At 74.4% G+C, this 18,290-nt stretch carries 15 protein-coding genes; 10 read left to right on the top strand and 5 right to left on the bottom strand.

The features are described 5' to 3' along the window. Window positions 1–403: 403 nt before the first annotated feature. Together ACIBCJ_RS01200 and ACIBCJ_RS01195 are read right to left on the bottom strand one after the other, a co-directional pair. Window positions 404–1,276 carry an MOSC N-terminal beta barrel domain-containing protein gene (locus ACIBCJ_RS01200; protein ID WP_365978847.1) on the bottom strand — a complete coding sequence of 291 codons (873 nt, stop codon included), beginning with the start codon at window positions 1,274–1,276 and terminating at the stop codon, window positions 404–406. 186 nt (window positions 1,277–1,462) lie between these two features. Next, a complete protein-coding gene (locus ACIBCJ_RS01195) occupies window positions 1,463–2,233 on the bottom strand; it encodes an SDR family oxidoreductase (RefSeq protein ID WP_365978848.1) in 771 nt (256 codons plus the stop codon). An 84-nt stretch (window positions 2,234–2,317) separates the two neighbouring features. Here ACIBCJ_RS01195 and ACIBCJ_RS01190 point away from each other — a divergent pair, with 84 nt between their 5' ends. From ACIBCJ_RS01190 to ACIBCJ_RS01165, 6 genes are all read left to right on the top strand, one after another. Next, complete coding sequence (locus tag ACIBCJ_RS01190; RefSeq protein WP_365978849.1) at window positions 2,318–3,205, top strand: sigma-70 family RNA polymerase sigma factor; 888 nt, start codon at window positions 2,318–2,320, stop codon at window positions 3,203–3,205. Between the two features lie 480 nt (window positions 3,206–3,685). Continuing rightward, on the top strand, window positions 3,686–5,182 hold the full coding sequence (locus ACIBCJ_RS01185; protein ID WP_365978928.1) for a cryptochrome/photolyase family protein: 1,497 nt from the start codon (window positions 3,686–3,688) through the stop codon (window positions 5,180–5,182). 157 nt (window positions 5,183–5,339) lie between these two features. Then, the gene (locus tag ACIBCJ_RS01180) at window positions 5,340–6,482 is read left to right on the top strand and encodes a polyprenyl synthetase family protein (protein WP_362091544.1); all 1,143 of its coding nucleotides are present in this window, start codon (window positions 5,340–5,342) and stop codon (window positions 6,480–6,482) included. A gap of 5 nt (window positions 6,483–6,487) precedes the next feature. Continuing rightward, window positions 6,488–8,047, top strand: a complete 1,560-nt coding sequence (locus ACIBCJ_RS01175; protein WP_365978929.1) for a phytoene desaturase — start codon at window positions 6,488–6,490, stop codon at window positions 8,045–8,047. Further along, on the top strand, window positions 8,034–9,029 hold the full coding sequence (locus tag ACIBCJ_RS01170; RefSeq protein WP_365978850.1) for a phytoene/squalene synthase family protein: 996 nt from the start codon (window positions 8,034–8,036) through the stop codon (window positions 9,027–9,029). The genes ACIBCJ_RS01175 and ACIBCJ_RS01170 overlap by 14 nt, the downstream gene beginning before the upstream one ends. Then, window positions 9,026–10,036 carry a DUF5914 domain-containing protein gene (locus ACIBCJ_RS01165; protein WP_365978851.1) on the top strand — a complete coding sequence of 337 codons (1,011 nt, stop codon included), beginning with the start codon at window positions 9,026–9,028 and terminating at the stop codon, window positions 10,034–10,036. The genes ACIBCJ_RS01170 and ACIBCJ_RS01165 overlap by 4 nt, the downstream gene beginning before the upstream one ends. A 218-nt stretch (window positions 10,037–10,254) precedes the next feature. Here ACIBCJ_RS01165 and ACIBCJ_RS01160 read toward each other — a convergent pair whose 3' ends face one another. The 3 genes from ACIBCJ_RS01160 to ACIBCJ_RS01150 form a co-directional block, all read right to left on the bottom strand. Continuing rightward, window positions 10,255–11,814 (bottom strand): FAD-dependent oxidoreductase, encoded by a 1,560-nt coding sequence (locus tag ACIBCJ_RS01160; RefSeq protein ID WP_365978852.1) that lies wholly within the window; start codon window positions 11,812–11,814, stop codon window positions 10,255–10,257. Between the two features lie 426 nt (window positions 11,815–12,240). Then, a complete protein-coding gene (locus ACIBCJ_RS01155; protein WP_365978853.1) occupies window positions 12,241–13,491 on the bottom strand; it encodes an NAD(P)/FAD-dependent oxidoreductase in 1,251 nt (416 codons plus the stop codon). Between the two features lie 231 nt (window positions 13,492–13,722). Next, the gene (locus tag ACIBCJ_RS01150) at window positions 13,723–14,727 is read right to left on the bottom strand and encodes a MerR family transcriptional regulator (protein WP_365978854.1); all 1,005 of its coding nucleotides are present in this window, start codon (window positions 14,725–14,727) and stop codon (window positions 13,723–13,725) included. 163 nt (window positions 14,728–14,890) lie between these two features. Between ACIBCJ_RS01150 and ACIBCJ_RS01145 the strand changes: the two genes are divergently transcribed. From ACIBCJ_RS01145 to ACIBCJ_RS01130, 4 genes are all read left to right on the top strand, one after another. Continuing rightward, window positions 14,891–15,553 carry a sigma-70 family RNA polymerase sigma factor gene (locus ACIBCJ_RS01145; protein WP_365978855.1) on the top strand — a complete coding sequence of 221 codons (663 nt, stop codon included), beginning with the start codon at window positions 14,891–14,893 and terminating at the stop codon, window positions 15,551–15,553. 110 nt (window positions 15,554–15,663) lie between these two features. Beyond that, window positions 15,664–16,497 (top strand): DUF4397 domain-containing protein, encoded by an 834-nt coding sequence (locus tag ACIBCJ_RS01140; protein ID WP_365978856.1) that lies wholly within the window; start codon window positions 15,664–15,666, stop codon window positions 16,495–16,497. Window positions 16,498–16,625: 128 nt separating this feature from the next. Beyond that, window positions 16,626–17,039: a hypothetical protein gene (locus ACIBCJ_RS01135; protein ID WP_365978857.1), complete on the top strand. Its 414-nt coding sequence runs from the start codon at window positions 16,626–16,628 to the stop codon at window positions 17,037–17,039. Between the two features lie 202 nt (window positions 17,040–17,241). Further along, a complete protein-coding gene (locus ACIBCJ_RS01130) occupies window positions 17,242–18,282 on the top strand; it encodes a substrate-binding domain-containing protein (protein WP_362091514.1) in 1,041 nt (346 codons plus the stop codon). Window positions 18,283–18,290: the final 8 nt, after the last annotated feature.

Genomic DNA, 18,290 nt, shown 5'->3' with positions numbered 1-18,290 from the left:
GACGCCCTCGCACCCGATGCTGACCAATTGCTGACCTGAGCGACCCTACTACGCCTCTGACCTGCACAAACGCCCAGATACTAGATCTTGGACTTGAACATGGTGCGCAGCATGTTGAACTCCTGGGAGACGGCTCCCTGCCTGCTTTGTGCAGGTCAAGGGCGCTCAACACTGTACACCGGCACGCTTCGGACTCGACGATCTCGGGGAACGTCGACATGACTAAGGCAAAAGGTTCCTCACCTGCACTTCCGTGCACATCAGGCTGTTTTCCGTGGCCATCAAGCACCTGTCCGAACACCCGTCTCCCGGCGCGGGGACGGATCCGGCGGGAAGGTCAGGCCGCATCCGTCTTCGCGCACCCGAGTGATCCCCCTCCCTCGCAGACGACTTCGTTGTGTTCCTACGTACGGGCGTCGCCCCACTCCTCAACGAGCACCTCGTTGCCGACCGACAGCTTCCCCGGTGTGATCACGGAGAACTTCGCGCCGAACACCACGCCGCCGGGCGCCGCACGCCGGTAGTCGGCGAGGGTGCGCAGTGGCTCCGGCCCTCGCCGGGCTCCGGTGTCCTGCTCGACCAGAGTGACGGCACAGCGCACCGCGAGCTTGGCGAAGCCCAACTCGGTGTCACCGATGGTGATGCGGCGGGCGCGATCCTCGGCGTGCGGCAGCGCAGCCCAGTCCCCGCCGTCGTGGTCGTGACCGTCGTGGCTCTCGACGACGATGTTCGGGCGGAAGCGGTTCATCGACAAGGCGGGGGCACCACGCTCGGCCATCCGCTGGTTGAGGAGGGCGAGGGAGGCGCGGGTCAGCAGGTGCACGGCACTGCTGTCGGCATAGCCGGAGGGGCCGGGGGTCAGGCCGTCGGCGATCCGGTCGTGCTCCGGCGGCACGCGGACCAGACGGCTGGGGGTGCCGAGGAAATCCGACAGCCAGGCGGCGGCTTCCTCTCCCTGGTCGATGCCCTGGAAGGCGGCGCCGAACAGGTCGACGTCGCGCCGCGGCGCGGATGTCGTCACGTCGAGACACACGGTGCCGAAGCGGCTCGTCGCGTCGGCCGCGGCAAGGGTGATCCGCGTGCCGTCGATGCTCACGGTGGGCCGGATCAGAGCGAGGCGGGGATGCCGGCGCTGGGTGCGGAAGACTCCCTCCTCGCCGATGACCATGAAACTGCGGTCGTGGGCGAGGCCGGCCGGCGTCAGGAGCGCATCGCTCATCGGCGTGCCCGCACACCCCTTGACGGGATAGCAGATGAGATCCGCCACCTTGCCCACGCGCCGTCCCCCTTCGGTCCATGATCACAGTAGACCCACGTATCTGGCCGACGAAGTGACCCGCCGCCCTGCGGCGCTCCGCGTACCGGCGCCGGGACGGCCGACGCCCCGACGGCCGGCGCCCACGGCCTGCCGGCGGGCTGCGCAGGTCCCGCCGTCCGCTCCCGCCTGACCGGAAACGCCGTCTCAGGCGGCCCGTTCCGTCAGGAACGATTCCCAGGTCCGGTCGCCGTGCGCGGCCCGCGCCGAAGCGAGGTTGACGCCGTCACGGTACGCGCGGCCGGCCTTGCCGGGCATCCGCAGCCCGAGGACCGGGCGCCGGCGTCCGGTGGCGGTCAGGTACGAGCGGACCACGTCATCCATCGTGTACACCTTCGGTCCGGCCAGCTCCGCGACCAGACCGGCCGGTTGGCCGAGGGTCAACTCGACCAGGCGCTGCGCGACGTCGCGGACGTCGACGGGCTCCAGGCGCATCCCGGGCGCCGGGACGAAGGGCAGCTTGGCCATCTTGGCGACCATCTGGTGCACCAGGTCGTGGAACTGAGCGGCCCGCAGCATCGTCCACGCGATGCCCGAACCGGTGATCGCCTCCTCCGCCGCGCGCTGCGTCGCGAACCAGGCCATCGGCATCCGGTCGGCGCCGATCACCGAGATGTGCACGAGGTGCCGCACCCCCGCCTCCCGGGCCGCCGCGACGAGGTGTGCGGCCACCACGTCGTCCCCCTTGGCGCCGCCGGCCAAGTGCAGCACCGTGTCCACCCCGGCCATCGCGGCGGCGACGCCCTCGCCGGTCGTCAGGTCGCCGGTGACGTAGGTGACGTGGTCGGTGTCCGCGTGTTCGCCGCGGCTGAGCACCCGCACCGGGTGAGCGGGCGCCGCCTCGCGCAGCAGCGGCAGCACGTGGCGGCCGAGCGTTCCGGTGCCGCCGGTGACCAGGATCGTGGTGTCAACAGTCATGATGTACCCCTCAGTTGATCGTTTGTGTGGCGTACGGAGGGTGGTTCCGCTGCTCTGACACGCCGCCGTGGGGAGATGTGACACATGGCCGAGAAAAGTTTCGGGACGGGCCTGCGGGCCGAGGACTTCGAGGCTCACCGCCCGCACCTGCGCGCCGTCGCCTACCGCATGCTGGGTTCCCTTGCGGAGGCCGAGGACGCAGTGCAGGAGACCTGGCTGCGCGCGGGCGCCGCCGATGTCGGCGAGGTGCGGAACATCGGCGGCTGGCTGACCACGATCGCCACCCGGACCTGCTTGAACGCCCTTCGCTCCCGCGTCGCGCGCCGCGAGGAGGAGCTTCAGACCTCCCACGGAACCGACCGCCCGGACCACAGCCCCACCCCCGAGCAGGAAGTGGAGGCCGCCGACGCGGTGGGCATCGCGCTCCTCGTCGTACTCGACACGCTCACGCCCGACGAACGGCTCGCCTTCGTCCTGCACGACCTCTTCGCCGTCTCCTTCGACGAGATCGCCGCGATCCTCGAACGCACCCCGGCCTCCGCCCGCCAGCTGGCCAGCCGCGCGCGGCGCCGGATACGGGGCACCTCCCCCGCCGCGCCGGACACCTCCCGTCGGCGGCGGGCGGTCGACGCGTTTCTCGCGGCGACTCGCACCGGCGACTTCGAGGCGCTGGTCGCCCTGCTCCACCCCGACGTCGTCCTCACCGCCGACCCGGCCGTGATTCCGTCCCCGGATCGGGTCGTCGTCCTCGGCGCGCACACGGTCGCCAAGGGTGCGATGGCGGCCACCGGACGCGCCCAGTTCACCGGCCCCGCCCTTCTGGACGGCGCGTACGGCCTGGTGATGGCTCCGCAGGGCCGCTTGCGCGTGCTCCTCACCTTCACCACGGACCCCGACAGCGGTCTGTTCACCGCGATCGACGTGATCGCGGAGCCGGAGCGACTGGCCGCGGTGGAAGTGACGGTGGCCTGACCCACAGCGCCGAAGCCGACGCCTCTCGCCGTCACTCCTTCGTCCCAGTCGGCCCCGGCAGCCTGCGGCCGGTTGTCCGAGCCGCCGGGCCGCCGCTCGTACCGGGCGTCTCGTCAGCCCTCCGGAATCGCCGCAGTTCCTTCTCGTCGATCTCGCCGACCCCGCGACGGGGAGCTGCGGCAGGACGACGAGGGGGCCGGCAGCCTGTACGCGGCCACCCCAGTCCGGCTGGGCGAAGGGGAGCAGGCCCTCGGCCCATCGAGGTCCGGTACGCCGGCTGCTCCACCGGCGCCCCGCATAGGCCGTTCGACGGGGCGCCTCGCTCCGTTCCCGACGAGGCGGCAGGCGGCGCGCCCGGCGGGGCGCCGATGACATGCCCACCGGCCCTGCCGCGTCTAGCGTGGGCCGGGCAGCCGCCGCCGCGGAGAGGAACCTTCCATGCCGGTCGCCCGAAGACCGCTGAACGGTCGTGCAGCCGTCGTGCACTGGCTCTTCGGCGACCAGCTCGGACCCCATTTCCTCACCCCGGGCGACGGGGGTCCCGGGCACGACACTCCCCTCCTCATGATCGAGGCCCGCTCCGTCTTCCGGCGGCGCCGCTTCCACCGTGCCAAGGCGCATCTCGTGCTGTCCGCGATGCGCCACCGCGCGGCCGAACTCGGCGACCGCGTCACGTACGTACGGGCGGACACCTACCGGGAGGGACTGGAGCGAGCGACGCGGGGGCGTCCGGTCGGCGTCCACCACCCGACCTCGCACGCGGCGCTCCGCCTGGTGCGTTCCCTCGAACGGGTCGCCGTGGGCCCGGCGCGCGGGTTCCTGGTGCCCATGGACGACTTCGCCGCCTGGGCCGACGGGCACGGCGGCAAGCGCCTGCGGCAGGAGGACTTCTACCGCTGGGTCCGCCGCGGCCACGACCTGCTCATGGACGGCGAGCAGCCCGCGTCGGGCCGGTGGAACCTCGACCACGACAACCGGGAGCCGCCCCCTCGCGGCGCCGACGCCCTGCGGATCGGCCGTCCTTACCGGCCCCGCGAGGACGACATCGACGACGAGGTCCGTCACGACCTCGACCGGTGGGAGCGCGACGGGGACGTCTCCTTCGTCGGGCGGGACGGGCCGCGTCTGTTCCCCGCCACCCGGGACGAGGCGCGAAGGGCACTGCGGCGCTTCGTCGAGCACCGGCTGGCGACGTTCGGACCGTACGAGGACGCCATGCTCGCCGCCGACCCAGTGATGAGCCACAGCCTGCTCTCCTCGTCCCTGAACCTCGGGCTGCTCGACCCCGCCGAGTGCGTCGAGCAGGCCGAGCGGGCGTGGCGGGAGGGCCGGGCGCCGCTGAACAGCGTGGAGGGCTTCGTGCGCCAGGTCGCGGGCTGGCGCGAGTACGTCTGGCAGCTGTACTGGTACTTCGGCGAGGACTACCGGCGCTCCAACGAGCTGCGGCACACCGCGCCGCTGCCCGGCTGGTGGAACGACCTGGACGCGGACGCCGTCCGGGCGAACTGCCTGCGCACCGTCCTCGCCCAGGTGCGCGACACGGGCTGGACGCACCACATTCCCCGGCTGATGGTCCTCGGCAGCCACGCGCTCCAGCGCGGCTGGGACCCCGCCGCCGTCACGGACTGGTTCCACCGCTGCTTCGTGGACGGCTACGACTGGGTGATGCTCCCCAACGTGGTCGGCATGTCCCAGTACGCCGACGGCGGCCGGATGACCACCAAGCCGTACACGTCGGGCGGCGCCTACGTGAACCGCATGAGCGACTTCTGCGGCCCGTGCGTCCACCGGCCCGGCGACCGCACCGGCGAGCACGCGTGCCCCTACACCGCCGGGTACTGGGCCTTCCTCGACCGTCACCGGGACCGGCTCGCCGGCAACCAGCGCGTCGCCAGGGCGGTACGGCAGCTGGACCGGCTCACCGATCTCGCGGACGTACGCGCACAGGAGCGCGCCCGGGGTGACACCCCGCCATGAGGCGGACGACGTCCGGCGGCTGGGGTGGCGGTGGCCGCAATGGAGCCGGTCCGGATGGGAACCCTGCATCCGATCCGGGCGGGAACCCTGCATCCGTGGCAGGGCGCCCGGCGGAAGCACTGCCGTGCGGATGACCAAGAGTGAGAAGGGGTTGTGCATGCCTGGACTGCCGCCGATGGTGGCCCCACCGGCCGATCTCGTCGACGACCCTGTCACCGCGACCGGGGCGGCGAGCGCCGTGGGCGTCGTCCTCGCGCGGGTTCTCGACGAACGACTGCGTGACGCCCGTGCCCTGGACCCGGTCTTCGCCCGGGACCTGGCCGGCCGCCTCGCCGCGCTCGCCGAGCGGGGAGGCAAACGCCTGCGCACCGCGTTCGCCCTCTGCGGCTGGCGCGCCGCGGGTGGCTCGGGAGACACCACGGCCGTCCTGCGCACGGGAGCCGCCCTCGAACTGCTCCAGGCCTGCGCCCTCGTGCACGACGACGTGATGGACGGCTCGGTGCAGCGCCGCGGCGCACCGGCGCTGCACGTCGAACTCGCCCGGGGGCACTGGGCCGCGGCCCTGCACGGCTCGGCGGAGTCCTTCGGTACGTCGGCCGCGGTCCTCGCCGGTGACCTGGCCCTGGCCTGGGCGGACGATCTGCTGACCGAGACGGCGCTGGGTACGCCGCACGGCCGGCACCTGCACGAGGAGTGGCGGGCGATGCGCACCGAGATGGTCGCCGGGCAGTACCGCGACCTGCACGCGCAGGCCACCCGGTCCTCCGGTGTCGACGAGGCCCTCGGCATCGCCACCCTGAAGAGCGCGCTGTACACCGTCGCCCGGCCCCTCGCGCTGGGGGCGTCCCTGGCCGGAGCCGACGAACGGGTCCGGGAGGCGCTGCGGGCGGCCGGCCGGTGCGCCGGGCTGGCCTTCCAGCTGCGCGACGACCTCCTGGGTGCCTTCGGCGACCCCGCTCGGACCGGCAAGCCGGCCGACGACGACCTGCGCTCCCGCAAGCTCACCTACCTCCTCGCCGTCGCCGTCCGGCTCGCCGACGCCGCCGGTGATCACCACTCCGCCGCGGTGCTCGCCCCGGACGCGGACTCGACGTCCGACAAGGCGGTGCGGCGGATGCGGGCCGCGCTGCGGCGCACCGGCGCCCGGGACCTGGTGGAGTCGAAGATCGGGGAGCTGACGGACCTGAGCCTTACCCACTTCGAGCGCGCCGGTGCACCCCTCGCCGTGCGGCGCGAGTTCGCGGCGCTGGTCGGCCGCGCGACGGGCGTGGCCCGGCACGGCGGGGAGGGGGCCGCGTGAAGAGGATGCCGGGACGGACCGATCACGTCGTCGTGGTGGGTGCCGGGTTGTCCGGGCTGGCCTGTGCCCTGCACCTGCTGGGCGCGGGCCGCCGGGTCACCGTCGTCGAACGGGACGACGGTCCCGGCGGCCGGGCAGGCCGGGTGCGGCTGGGCGGCTACGAGCTGGACACCGGGCCCACCGTGCTGACCATGCCGCACCTGGCCGACGAGGCGTTCGCCGCGGTCGGGGACAGCCTCCACCGCCGTGTCGAGCTGACGGCCCTGGACCCGGCCTACCGGGCGTGCTTCGCGGACGGTTCCTCGCTCGACGTGCACACCGACGGTGACGCGATGGAGGCGGAGGTGCGCCGCTTCGCCGGACCGGTGCAGGCGGCCGGCTACCGGGACCTGCGGCTGTGGCTGGAGCGTCTGTACCGGGTGCAGATGCGCCGTTTCATCGACACCAACTTCGACTCGCCCCTCCAGCTGCTGCATCCGGACCTGGCCCGGCTGGCGGCGCTGGGCGGTTTCGGACGCCTGGACGGCCGCATCGGCCGCTTCCTGTCCGACGAACGCCTGCGCCGCGTCTTCTCCTTCCAGGCGCTGTACGCCGGGGTGGCCCCGGCCCGCGCGCTCGCCGCCTACGCGGTGATCGCGTACATGGACACCGTGGCCGGCGTCTGGTTCCCGAAGGGCGGCATGCACGCCCTGCCCCGCGCCATGGCCGACGCGGCGGCGGACGCCGGTGCCGAACTGCGCTGGGGGGCCGAGGTGGACACGCTGGAGCGTTCGGGGGGCCGGGTGCGGGCCGTCCGGCTGTCCTCCGGCGACCGCGTCCCCTGCGACGCGGTGGTGCTCACGTGCGAGCTGCCCGCCGCCTACGGAATGCTGGGCCGGTCCCCCCGGCGGCCGGTCCGGCTGCGTCACTCGCCGTCCGCCGTGATCCTGCACGCGGGCACCGACCGCACCTGGCCGCAACTCGCCCACCACACCGTCTCCTTCGGCGCCGCGTGGGAGCGGACCTTCGACGAGCTGACCCGCACCGGCGAGCTGATGAGCGACCCCTCCCTCCTGATCACCCGTCCCACCGCGCACGATCCCGCCCTGGCACCCCCGGGGCGCCACCTCCACTACGTCCTCGCCCCGTGCCCCAACACCGCCGTCGGGCCCGGTGCCACCGCGTGGCGGGAGCTGGGCCCGCGCTACCGCGACCGGCTGGTCGGCGAGCTGGAGCGCCGGGGCCTGGACGGGTTCGCGGACAGCGTCCGGGAAGAGCTGCTGGTGACGCCGCTCGACTGGGCGAGGCAGGGGCACGCGGCCGGCAGCCCCTTCTCGGTCTCCCACACCTTCGCCCAGACCGGACCGTTCCGCCCGCGCAACCTCGTACGGGGGCTGGACAACGTGGTGCTCGCCGGGTGCGGGACCACTCCGGGCGTCGGTGTCCCGACCGTCCTCATCAGCGGCAAGCTGGCCGCCGCGCGCGTCACCGGCGCCGTCGGTCCCGCGCTCGGGCGGCGTCACTTCACGGCGGTGCCCGGCACCTCCTCCCTCCCGGCCTCGGCGGGTGCCGATGACCCGTCGTGAACTGGACGCGGCCGGGATCACCGACCCCGCGCTGCGCGCCGCCTACGCCCGGTGCCGGCAGCTCAACGCCCGCCACGGCAAGACCTACTTCCTGGCCACCCGCCTGCTGCCCCTGGAACGGCGCTCCGCCGTGCACGCCCTGTACGGCTTCGCCCGCTGGGCGGACGACATCGTGGACGACCACGACCGCCATCGCGCGCCGGAGGAGCGCGAGAGGCTGCTGCGCCGACTGGAGGGTGACCTGGCCGACGGGCTGCGCACCGGAGCCGGCGCCGAACCGGTGGTCCGGGCCGTATCGGACACCGCCGCCCGCTACCGCATCGATCACGCCCTCTTCGGCGACTTCCTGTCCTCCATGCGCGCCGACCTGACCGTCACCCAGTACCCCACGTACGCCGATCTCCAGGGGTACGTGCACGGTTCGGCGGCGGTGATCGGCCTGCAGATGCTGCCGGTCCTCGGCACGGTCACGCCCCGGGAGGAAGCGGCACCGCACGCCGCCGCTCTCGGCGTGGCGTTCCAGCTCACCAACTTCCTGCGCGACGTGGGCGAGGATCTCGACCGGGGCCGCGTCTACCTGCCCGGTGATCTGCTGGCCGCGCACGGTGTGGACCGGCCCCTGCTGGAGTGGAGCCGCCGCACCGGGCGGCGCGATCCCCGGATCCGTGCCGCTCTCGTCGCCGCGGAGGCCATGACACGGGACGTGTACCGGACGGCGGAGCCGGGCATCGCCATGCTCGATCCGCGGGTGCGGCCGTGCATCCGTGCCGCGTTCGTCCTGTACGGCGGGATTCTCGACGCGATCGCCGAGCAGGACTACAGCGTGCTGCACCGGCGCGCCGTGGTCCCGCGGCGTCGCCGGGCGGCGACGGCCGCGGCCGGTGTGCTGCGGGTGGCCGGTGCCCGGTGGCGTGCGCGCGACCCGCAGCGAGGGGTACCGGCGGATGACCGGGGAGTCGAATGGAAGGGGTCGGTGCGGTGAGTGGTCGAAGGGCCGACGGGCGGTGGTCGCCGCCGTTGCGGCGGCGGGGGCCCGGCCCGGACTGGGCGGCGCAGACACCGACGTGGCGCCAGGCACGCCCGGCGCTCATCGCCGACGCGCTGAAGCGGGCGTCCGCCCGTCCGTCCGGCAACTGGTTCGTCGTCGGTGCCTCCCGGGACGTGCGCGCGGGTGACCGCCCGTACGGCCGGACGGTCGGTGGCGTGGAGGTGGTGCTGTGGCGCTCGGCGGACGGCGGGCTCCGCGCCGGTCCGGGCATCTGCCCGCACCTGGGCGCCCCGCTGCGCGACAGCCGGGTGGTGTGCGGCACGCTGGTCTGCCACTGGCACGGCCTGGCGCTGGACGGTTCACCGTCCGCCGGCTGGCGGCCGTTCCCCGTGCACGACGACGGCGTACTGGTCTGGGTGCGGCTGGACGAGGTGGGTGGTGAGGAGCCGGGCGAGCGGCCTGCGGTGCCCGCCCGGCCGGCGACGGGCCGTGGGGTGGACGCGGTGTTCACGACGGTGGGGCGGTGCGAACCTGAGGACGTGGTGGCCAACCGGCTCGATCCGTGGCACGGCTCGTGGTTCCACCCGTACTCGTTCGTCGACCTGACGGTGGTGCGGGAGCCCACGGGCGGCGAGGACGACGCCTTCGTCGTCGACGTCTCCTTCCGGGTGGCGGGACGGCTCGTGGTTCCGGTGCGGGCCGAGTTCACGGCGCCGGGGCCGCGCACGGTCGTCATGCGCATCACCGACGGCGAGGGCGCCACGTCCGTCGTGGAGACGCACGCGACGCCGCTGACCGAGCGGGATCACGCGCGTCCGCGCACCGCCGTGGTCGAAGCGGTCGTCGCCGTCTCGGACCGGCCCGGCTTCGCATTCGCCCGGGCGGCCGCTCCCGTGCTGCGCCCGCTCATGCGCCATACGGCCGGGCGTCTGTGGCAGGACGACCTGGCCTACGCCGAACGGCGCTGGACGCTGCGCAGCACGGGCCGCTTCCCCGGCTGACGGGGCGGCAGCACGGGCCGTTTCCCCGGCTGACGGAGCGCCGGTCGGCCCGGCCCCGGGGACGTCCGGCGGCGCCTTGGTCTGCCCCGGGGCGGCCAGCACCATCCGGGGCTGCCCCAGAACTGTCCAGCACCGTCCGGGCCTGCCCGGGCCTGCCCCCGGGGCCGTCCGGGCAGGCGCGTGGCGTTGCGGGGCAGTGGGGAGCGCGAGGGCAGATCCTAGTGGCGTCCTGCGAAGGCTCCGAGCGCCCGGAGTACAGGTGAGCGGCCCGTCCTGGGGACCGTCCACAGGATCTGGCCGCGCACCCCCCGGTCGGCGAGCAGGGCGTTCGCGGCGAGGAAGCCGGTGGTGGCGGCCCGTTCCATGAGGGCGACGGGCAGGTCGCAGCGGATTCCGTCACCGGCCAGGGTCAGCCACGGGTGAGGGGTACGCACGGAGGGGCGCCGGCGGTGGGAGCCGACCTCGAAGAGGGGGCAGTCCGAGCGCCACTCGTGCCGGGCGTCGACGAGGCGCGCCCCGCACGTCTCCGGGTACACCTGGTGCAGCCGGTCGACGAGTCCGTCCTGCACGGCCTTCGGTTCGGCCGCCGGGTCCACGGCGTAGGCGTGCAGTTCCACGACCGAGCCCCCGGTCCGCGCGGCCCAGCGGGCGGCCTCCCCCTCGTACCGCTCCAGCACGCTGATGTTGTCGAGCCCGCCGTAGCCGCTGGTGCCGAGGAACCCGGGCCGGTCGGCGCGGACCGGGCGGTCCAGCCAGAGGCGGGAGACCAGGAACGGCGGCGCGGTGCGCAGGGCGGCGACGTCGTCACGCCACGCGGACGTGCCCAGGCCAGGTGACGCGGCGACGGCCTGCCGCAGCGCCGCGGTGTCCAGGGCGAGCACCACCGCCTGGTGACGGTCGGTACCGGTGTCGGTGTGCACGTCCGCTGCCCCGTCCTCGCGGGGACGGACCGCGTGCACGGGCGTGCCGGTGCGCACGTCGGCTCCGAGGCGCTGGAGGTAGTCGTGCAGCGGGTCCCACAGCGCCTGGGGGAAGGGTTCGCCCGGTACGTCGAAGAGCAGGCCCTCGGCCGATCCGAGGAAGTAGATGTGGAACATCAGCAGGAGTTCCGCGGCGGACAGTCGGCGCGGGTCGGCGAAGAAGCTGCGGGAGAACACCTCGAAGGCCAGGTGGTGTGCGGCCTCGGGAAAGCGCACGCCCTCCAGGAACCCGGTGGCGGTGACGGTGTCGAAGCGTTCGTAGACCTCGGGCACGCGCACGTCGAGGAGCGGGAGTGCGGCCCGCGCGTCCATGGCGGCGAGGTCCCGCCATCCGAAGGTGGGGCTGAGGGCGACGAAGCCGAGCGCGCTGAAGGGCGGGGTCCTCGGGACGCGGGCGAAGCTGTCGGTCAGACCGCCGCTGTGCCGCAGGGGGTAGTCGGGCAGCGGGGTGAGGCGTTCCAGGCCGGGATCCGTACGGCGGAGCAGGCCTCGCAGGTTGTAGTACTGACGGAAGAAGGCGTGGAATCCGCGGGTCATGGTCACGGGGGTGCCGTCCAGCAGCGTGGTGCGCCGGCCGGAGAGCCTGCCGCCGAGGGAGTCGTCCTTCTCGTAGAGCGTGACGCGGGCGCCCCGTTCGGCCAGCAGGGTCGCCGCGGCCAGACCGGCGATGCCGCCGCCGATCACCGCGACGGACGGCTCGTCCCCGGGTCGGAAGCGCGCCGCACCGGGTGCGGGGAGGAGGATCTCGGCCTTGCGGTCGCGGCCCCGTCGGGCTGCGGTGGTGCGGCGGGCGGTCACTGGGCGCGCTCCCTTGTCGTGGTCGGTCCGCCGCTGCGGGCGGGGAAGGTGTGCACGACGCCCGTACGCCGTCCGGCGACGGGGACGGGGACGGGGTCGACGCGCACCGAGGTCGGGCCCCCTCGCGTCGGAGGGGTGTCGAGTGCCAGGCCAATGCCGGAGGCGGGGACACGGTGCCGGAGATGACGGTGGTCCCGAGCGCGGCGGTCCGGCGGTCCGGCGGTGACCGGACCTCCGGGGGCACCGGTGGCGCCGGCCGCCGGGACACGTGCGCCGGCCGCCAGGCCATGTGGCCCCCTCAGTTCCACGCCTCTCCCCCGATCACGGTCGCGTCGTCGGCCGTTCGTCGTGTGTTCGGGACGACTCGTCGGGTGTTCGGGGCGACAGCCCTCCGCGGATGCGGCCGGCACCGTCTCCGTCGCGCCGTCATCTTTCCGGTCCCGGCTCGGCCATGACCTCGCGCGCGGCGCGGGCCCCCGACGCCAGGGCGCCCTGGACGGAGCCGGTCGCGCGGTGGTCCCCGCAGACGTGTCTGCCGGGGCCGAGGCGTGTGGTGCGGCTCAGCGGCCAGGGCGGCGGCATCGCCGGCAGCGCGCCCTCGACCGTGCGGGCGGCGACCTGTCGCCAGTCGCTCGTGTCGGTGCCGTACAGCTCGGCCAGGCGCCGGAGCACCGCCTGTGCCCGGCCGGGCGGGTCCGTGCCCAGCACGGAGGTGGAGACCAGGGCGGTGCCGGGGGGTGCGTAGGAGGGGGCGGTCTCGCTGATGACACAGGTGTTGAGGACGGCCCCGGTGCTGTCCACCATCAGGGTCGGTTCGGCCATCGGTGACCGGTCGGTGGCGTGGTAGTAGGTGGTGACGGTGCGGGTGTCCGGCACGGTCAGGCCCGGCAGCAGCCGGGCGGCGGCCGCCGGGTCCGTCGCCACCACGACGGCCCGGGCCGGCACCTCGGTCCCGTCCCCGAGCAGCACCCCGCTGTCGGTGATCTCCTCGACGGGCGTGCCGAGGCGCAGGACGCCGTCCGGCAGGCCGTCGGCGAGCTGGGCGGGCACGGCGCCGATGCCTTCCGCGGGCAGGCACAGGGTCCCGCGGACCATGCTCCGCCAGACCAGGTGGAAGAACCGGGCGGAGGTCTCCAGCCGGTCCTCCAGAAAGACACCGGACAGGAACGGCCGCAGGATGTCGGAGATCGCGGCGTCCGAGAGTCCCGCCCGGGACAGGGCTGCCGAGGTGGAGCCGTCGGGGCGCCGTCTGACCGCCGCCGCGGGCAGCAGGCCGTCGCGGGCGGTGAGCGCCGCCAGCGCGGCCAGATCACGGGCCGACAGCGCCCGGCCGGGCAGCAGCGTCCCTGCCGAACGGGGCTCCCTGGTCGGATCGGCGAGGCGGACGAGACCGGCCGGGGTGTGCGCGAGCACCCCGGCGGTGAACGGACGCAGGCGCAGGCTCCTCAGCTCCAGGCGCCTCTTCACCTGGGGATACGAAGTGTTGAACACCTGGAAGCCGCGGTCCAGGAGGAATCCGTCCCGCCGGTCCGTGCGCATCCGGCCGCCCACGCCGTCGGATGCCTCCAGCAGGGCCACCCGCCGTCCGGCGCGGCACAGGTCCAGGGCGCACGCCAGGCCGGCGAGTCCGGCACCGACGACGACGGCGTCCGGTGTCCGGTGGTGTTCGTCGCTCATGCTTCTCCTCGGTCGACGCCGTGTCCGTGGCACCCGGGTCCGGAGGCCGTCCGCTCGGCCCCTCCCCCCGGCCGGTACCCGCGACCGGCCGGCCCAGACCGGTGCCGGAACCCGGTGCGGCGCGGCGGTCGCCCGCCGGGGGGCGACGCGGCCGCGGCCACCGGTTCAGCGGACCACGTCCCGCGGCCGATGCCCGCGCGCCACGACCAAGCGCTCCCGGACGACCACACGTCACGGCGACATGGCGGACTCCAGGGCGGTGACCGCTTCGGCCAGTCCCGACGGGCGGGCCAGGCCGGCCACCGCCTGACCGGCCCAGCCGGGGCCCAGGGTCAGCACGGCCGGTCTGCGCCGCGCACCCCGCACGCCCCACTCCATCGCGGCCACGTGCCGGGCCAGCGGCCGGCTGGCGGTGGTGCGGGACTGCGCCCACAGGCCGACCGCGGCCGGCCCGGTCCTGCGCACCGCCGCGACGAGCGACTCGACGGGCAGGGCACCGCCGAACATCCGGACCGGAACCCCTCGTTCCGTCAGTGCCGCGGACAGGACCTCCAGCGGAAGGGTGTGGTGCTCCCCTGGCACACAGGCGAGCACCGTGGTCGCGCCGGGACGGTCCGCGACCGTGCGGGGGGTGGCGCGCCGGAGCGCCCCGGAGACGTGCCAGGACAGGAAGTGCTCGACCTCGACGTACTTCTCGCCCGACGTCTCCCATTTGCGGCCGACGGCCTGGAGCGTCGGCACGATCACCTCGGTCCAGGCGGTCACCAGTCCGTGTTCGGCGATCGCCGCGATCAGCAGTTCGTCCAGGACGGCGGCGTCCAGCCGCAGTGCGGCCCTGGCGATTCCCCGGCACTCCTGACGTACGTCGCCGAGTCGCAGGCCGCTCCCCGCCCGGCTCCGGTGCGGGGTCGCCGGACGTGGTGGCCCGGCGGCGCCCCGGGAGGGAACGGGCGCCGGCGACTGCTCGCTGCGCGCGAGCCGTGCCGCCTCGGCCGGTGGCAGCCCGGTCGCGGTCAGGGCGCACATCCGCTCCAGCCGCGCCACGTCCGTGGCCGTCCAGCGCCGGTGCCTGCCGCCCGTGTGCGCGGCCGGCCCGAGCCCGTACCTGCGGTCCCAGGTGCGGACCGTGGTCGGCGCCACCCCCAGCCGCCGCGCGACCTCGCCGGTGGTCAGCCCGCCTCCGCACGGACCGTCCCCGCCGGTCCGGTCCGCACCGTCTTCCGTCTGTGCGCTCACACCCCCACTGTACGACGCACAAACGACGCATGTTGCTTGCGTCGCTTGGAGCCTCCAACACTGGGACCGAGCGCACGGCAGCCGTTCGGGGCAGACCGGCGGACCTGCCGTTCGGCGGACGGCCCCTTCCGTCCCCGTACGACGCACGGCAGGAGGAACGGCCATGAACACGTCCATCCGTCCGACCACCACCGTCGTCCCGCCCGTGGAGGAGACGCGGTACGAGGAGGAACTGGCTCGTGGCCTCGCCGGCGCCGACGAGGAGGCGTTCGCGGCCATCTACCGGCGCTGGGGTTCCCTCGTGCACACCATGGCGACCCGGTCGCTGGGCGACGCGCATGAGGCCGAGGACGTGACCCAGCAGGTCTTCGTCGGTGCCTGGCGCGGCAGGCACGGCTTCCGGCCCGAGCGGGGCGCGCTCGGCGCCTGGCTCGTCGGTATCACGCGCCGCAAGATCGTGGACGCGCTGGCCGCCCGGACGCGCCGGCTGTCGCTGATCGAGTCGGTCGCGCAGGACACCGCACCCGCACGGCTCGTCCAGCAGGCACCGGACGAGATACTCGACCGCGTACTGCTCGTCGACGCGATGTCGCGGCTGCCGCGCGCTCAGCGCGAGGTGCTGTGCATGGCCTTCTACGAGGACCTGACGCAGGTTCAGATCGCCGAGCGCACCGGTGTTCCGCTGGGCACGGTCAAGAGCCACGCCCGCCGCGGCCTGCACCGGCTGCGCACGGCCGTCGACCGGGGCGACACGTACGACACGGGTGTCACCAGCGCCACGGGCGACACGCATGCCACGCATGCCACGGGCGCCACGGGCATCTGACCTGGCCGAAGAAGTGGTGCCGAGAGCGCATCCACGGCACGGCCCACCCGCGAAACCCCGTTGAGACTCCGCAGCAGACAGAGAGAATCCCCCATGGAGGGGTGATCCACATGACCTCCCGGACCATCATCGCCGCCGCCGCTTCGGCCGGGGCCTGCGCCCTGGCCCTCGGCGTGGCCGCACCCGCCGCCATGGCCGCTCCCGAACAGGCGCAGGGGACGGGCATGGTGTCCGTCTTCCACGGCATCCCCGGCATGACCGTCGACGTGTACGCCAATGGCGACAAGCTGCTCAGCGACTTCAAGCCCGGCACGGTGACCGATGCCCAGTCCCTCGACGCGGGGACGTACGACATCGAGATCTTCCAAGCCGGTCAGGGACCCGACGGGAAGCCGGCGCTGGAGAAGCAGGTGAAGGTGACCGACGGCGGCAACGCCACCGTCGCCGCCCATCTCTCCGCCACCGGCAAGCCCGAGCTGACGGCGTTCACCAACGACGTCTCGAAGGTGGACGCCGGCAAGGCACGCCTGACGGTCCGCCATGTCGCGGCCGCGCCCGCCGTGGACGTACGGGCCGGCGGGCAGCCCCTCTTCAACGGCCTGACCAACCCCCACCAGGACGCCGCGTCCGTCGACGCCGGCACCGTGAACGCGGACGTCGTCCTCGCCGGTACGGACAAGGTGGCCATCGGGCCGGCCGACCTCGACCTCCAGGAGGGCACGAGCAACGTCGTCTACGCCTGGGGCAGCGCGGCCGACAAGAACCTGGCCCTGGCCACGCAGACCCTGAGCGGAACGGGGTCGACGCCTCAGGCGGTGCACGCGGGCGCCGTCGGCGCCGCACCGAACTCCGCCGAGCAGTGGCTGGCCTGGGCCGCCGTGGCCGGAGCGGTCACGGTGACCGGCGCCCTGCTGGTCCACCGGGCCTCCGCCCGGCGTGGCTGACCCCGACCGACGGGTGACCGGAGCGGCGACGACGGCCGCCGCTCCGGCGCACGTCCGCGCCGTTCCGGGACCAGTCCCGCCGCGTTTTCGAGCACCGGACGACCGAGTCCGAGACACAGGAGGACGCAGTGGGCCACGTGGACCCGTCGCACCTGATGGAGCTGGCACTCGGTCACACGAGCGGAGAGGACGACGACGGCGCCCTGCGGCACGTCGCGTCGTGTTCGCGCTGCCGCGGTGAACTGCTGCGCATGACCCGGGTGGTGACCGCCGCGCGCGGCGCGCAGGTGCCGGACCTGCCGGTGTCCCCGCCCGAGCGCGTATGGCAGCGCATCGCCCGGGAAGCGTTCCGGACCGACGACGGGCTGCCGCGCCCGCGCGAGCCACCCCCTCACCCGTCCGCCGAACAGCAGGCCGGCACCGTCCGGCTCCGGCGGGCGACCGGCACCGGGACGCGCACCGGGCTCCTCGCACTCGCCGCGGCCGCCGCCGTTCTGCTGCGCCGGTGGCTGCGGGCAAGGACCGGCCGTGCCCCCGCCTGACCGACGCACCGACCGACGGCGCCGGCCGCCGCGGTGCAGCCGCGTCCGGGCCCGGCGGCGGGGGCGGTTGCGGGTCTGATCCGGAGCGGTGGCTGTCGTCGTACCGGCCGCAGGGGACTCGGGGACCCTGATCCCACGCCGACGGGGCGTCGGCGAAGATGGTGGCGTCCACCGTCCACGCCAGCGAGGAGCTTTCGCGCAGATGGCCACTTCCGCCCCTGGTTCGAGGCCGCCGACGATCGCCGACGTCGCGCGCGTCGCCGGTGTCTCGCGCACGACCGTGTCGCACGCCCTGAACGGACTGGGCAAGGTCGATCCGCGGACCCGGGAGCGTGTCCGGCAGGCCGCGGCGGAGCTGGGATACCGGCCCAACCTGCGGGCGCAGCGGCTGCGGCGGGGGGAGGCGAAGGCCATCGCGCTGGCCTCCTCGATGCCGTTCGCGGTGGCGGGCGGGCCCTCACGGCTCGGGTTCTACATGGAGGTCGCGGCGGCCGCCGCGGAGAGCGCCCTGCTGCACGACTACGCGCTCGTCCTGGTGCCGCCCGTGCAGTCGGGATCGGCGCTGTACTCCGTGGACATCGACGGGGCCATCGTCGTCGAGCCGGAGGTGGACGACGCGGCCGCCGCCCAGTTGCGCGAGCGGGGACTGCCGTACGTGGCGCTGGGCCGGCCCGTGTCGCCCGACGAGGACGCCCCCTACGTCGATCTGCGCGGCGGACCGGTGGCGGAGCTGCTGCTCGGTCATCTGCGGGAGCAGGGGGCGCGGCGCCCCGCGCTGATCGTCGGCGCCGGTTCCCGCCACTCGTCCGTCGACGCGCTCGCGGCCTACGAACGGGCCGCCGACCGGTACGGCTGGGAGCCGGTCGTGGCGCGCGTCGCGGAGTCGGGCGGTGAGCAGGCCGGGTACGACGCCTGTGCCGCCCTGCTCGCCGAGCACCCTCGGACCGACGCGGTCTGCGCGCTCGTCGACGCCTTCGCGGTCGGTGCGGTGCGCGCGGTCCGGGACAGCGGGCGGACCGTACCGGACGACGTCATGGTCGTCACCCGCTACGACGGGCTGCGCGCCCGCACCTGCGAGCCGCCGCTGACCGCGGTCGACCTGCATCTGGACCGTGCCGCGTCCGACGCGGTGGAACTGCTCCTGGCCCGGCTGCGCGGGGACACGGCCACCGCGTCCGTGACGGTGCCCCCGCCGCCGCGGGTGATCGTGCGCGCGTCGTCGGCACGGGTGACCGGCGCCTGAGGAGCGGC

Source organism: Streptomyces sp. NPDC051136 (assembly GCF_044455745.1).
Lineage (GTDB): Bacteria > Actinomycetota > Actinomycetes > Streptomycetales > Streptomycetaceae > Streptomyces.
This window is presented reverse-complemented; position numbering and strand designations above follow the sequence as displayed.